The following is a 2,554-nucleotide window of genomic DNA, read 5'->3' on the forward strand; positions in this document are numbered from 1 at the left end:
GAGAGCCCCGCGGCCGCCCGCTCCTGCGCCTTGACCCGCTCCCAGGCCAGCTCGACGGCCTCGGGCGTGACGGCGGCGAGCTCCTCGGCCGGGCGCAGGCCGCCCTCGGGGGTGAGCACGAGCGGGTTGCGCCGGATCATCTTGGCGGTGAGGGCGTCGGCGGCGTCGTCCAGGCGGAACCCGGCCGTCTCCGCCGGGGCGCCCGGCGCCCGGGAGACGGCGGCGTGCAGGACCACCTGGAACAGGACGTCCCCGAGCTCGGCGGCCAGGGCGGGGTACGCGCCGTCGGCCCGACGCGCGGGCACGTCGGCCCATGCGGCGGCGTCGCGGGACTCGATCTCCGCCACCGCCTCGTACGCCTCCTCCACGAGGTACTCGGCGAGGTCGGCGTGGGTGAGCGCGGCCGTCCACGGGCAGTGGTCGCGCAGGGCCTCGACCACCGCCACCAGACGGTCCACACTCGCGCTCACGGACGGATCAGTCGTCCTCGTCCTCGTCGTCCAGCTCCTCGAGGACCGGGCCGACGGCGTCGCCGGAGATGACCTCGCCCCAGCCGGCCACGAGGATCTCGGCGAGGTCCTCGCGCTCGTCCACGGACAGGAAGGCGGCCTCGGCGGCGTTGAGCTGCAGGTCCAGCAGCTCGGAGAGCGAGTAGCCGAAGGTCTCGGCGAGCAGGTAGAGCTCGTCGGTCAGGGACACGTCCGAGACGAGCCGGTTGTCCGTGTTCACGGTGACGCGGAAGCCGAGCTGCACGAGCAGGTCGATGGGATGGCCCGCGATGCCCGCCGCGGCGTCCACCGCGCCGGTCTGCAGGTTCGAGGACGGGCAGACCTCCAGGGCGATCTGCCGGTCCCGCACCCACGCGGCGGTCTCGCCCAGGTCCACGATGCCGGTCAGCTCGTCCAGCTGCTCGCCGTCCTCGTCCACGCCGCCGTACTCCACCGAGATGTCCTCGGCCAGGCGCACGCCGTGGCCCAGGCGCAGGGCGCGGCCGTCCACGAGGGCCGAGCGGACGGAGTCCAGGCCGTCGCCCTCGCCCGCGTGCACGGTGACGGGCAGGTGGTGGGCGGCCAGCCACGTGAAGGTGTCGGCGAAGCGGGAGGGCGGGAACCCGGCCTCGGCGCCCGCGATGTCGAAGCCCACGACGCCGGCCGCGCGGTGGCGCACGGCCAGCTCGGCGATCTCCTGGGCCCGGTCGGCGTGCCGCATCGCGGTGACCAGCTGGCCCACGCGGATCACGTGGCCCGCGGCGTCGGCGGCCTCGACCGCCTCGTCCAGGCCGGCCTGCACGGCCTCGACGGCCTCGTCCAGGCTCAGCCCGCCGGCCAGGTGCTGCTCGGGGGCCCAGCGGATCTCGCCGTAGACGACGCCGTCGGCGACCAGGTCCTCGACGAACTCGCGGGCCACGCGGCGCAGCTGCTCGCGGGTCTGCATCACGGCGGTGGTCAGGGCGAAGACCTGCAGGTACTTCTCGAGGGACTCGCCGTTGGCATGCTCGGCGATCCACTCGGCCAGGCCCTCGACGGTGTCCGCGGGGACCTCGACGCCGGCCTCGCGGGCCAGGTCGAGGACGGTGCCCACGCGCAGGCCGCCGTCGAGGTGGTCGTGGAGGGAGACCTTGGGCAGGACGGCCAGGTCGACCTCGAGCGGGGAGGGGGATGCGGTGTCCGGAAGCTGCGTCGTCGTCACGGGCGTCACTCTACGGCAGGGCGCTCAGCGCAGGGCCTCCTGCTCGGCCAGGGTGAGGCCCTTCACCCCGGCGCCCAGCCGGCGGCGCAGCAGGGCCTTGAGCAGGCGGTCCAGCAGCAGGCCCACGAGCGCGGCACCCGTCACGGAGACGGCGATCTGCAGCACCGGGTTCTCCAGCCAGCCCGCGGTCAGGCGCGCGATCATGATCGAGTACGCGGCCCAGCTGGCCGTGGAGAGCAGGTCCAGCGCCACGAACCGCACCGGCGGATAGCGGGTGGCGCCGGCGGTGAAGTTGAGGGCCACGCGGCCGCCGGGGATGAACCGGGCGGTGAACAGCAGCAGCGCGCCGTGACTGTGCAGGTGGTGCCGGGCGACCTCGACCGTGGCCCGCACCCGCCGCAGCCGCATCCACCGGAACCGCTCCACGCCCACGGCACGGCCGATCGCGTACGCGGCCACGTCCCCCAGGAACGCGCCCGCGAAGCCGACCCCCCACAGCGCCCACAGGGAGAACGGGTGCCCGTCGCGGACGATCGCGCCGAGGGCCACCAGCACCGACTCCGACGGGAAGATCGGCACGATGCCGTCGAGCAGGCACAGCAGCAGCGTCAGCGGCAGGACCCACCACTGCGCGGAGGCGTGGAGGATCGCCTCCTCGAGCCACGCGAGCATCCGGTCAGCCGATCCGGTCCAGGATCACGGAGCGCTCGCGCAGGGTCCGGGCGGCGTCGTCGTCGAGCTCGCCGACGGCCCAGCCGCCGGCGAGCGCGGCCCTCGCCCGCTCGAAGCGCTCCGGCGTGTCCGTGTGCAGGGTCAGGACCTTCTGACCCCGGCCCACGCGCTCGCCGGGGCGGACGTGCACCTC

Annotated in this window: 3 protein-coding genes and 1 pseudogene; all 4 read right to left on the reverse strand. The window is 74.7% G+C overall.

Going from position 1 to position 2,554, the window contains the following annotated elements; genetic code table 11:
• On the reverse strand, nt 1-470 hold a 470-nt coding region (locus HMPREF3105_RS00435), incomplete at its 3' end, for a MazG nucleotide pyrophosphohydrolase domain-containing protein (protein WP_305791309.1).
• Nucleotides 471-477: 7 nt separating this feature from the next.
• Nucleotides 478-1,689: an adenosine deaminase gene (locus HMPREF3105_RS00440; RefSeq protein WP_070708509.1), complete on the reverse strand. Its 1,212-nt coding sequence runs from the start codon at nt 1,687-1,689 to the stop codon at nt 478-480.
• A 24-nt stretch (nt 1,690-1,713) separates the two neighbouring features.
• Entirely contained in the window at nt 1,714-2,361 is a 648-nt protein-coding gene (locus tag HMPREF3105_RS00445; RefSeq protein WP_070708508.1) for a DedA family protein, read from the reverse strand.
• A gap of 4 nt (nt 2,362-2,365) precedes the next feature.
• A pseudogene (locus tag HMPREF3105_RS00450) lies at nt 2,366-2,554 on the reverse strand (thymidine phosphorylase); the annotation flags it as partial.

Source organism: Micrococcus sp. HMSC31B01 (assembly GCF_001816085.1).
Lineage (GTDB): Bacteria > Actinomycetota > Actinomycetes > Actinomycetales > Micrococcaceae > Micrococcus > Micrococcus luteus.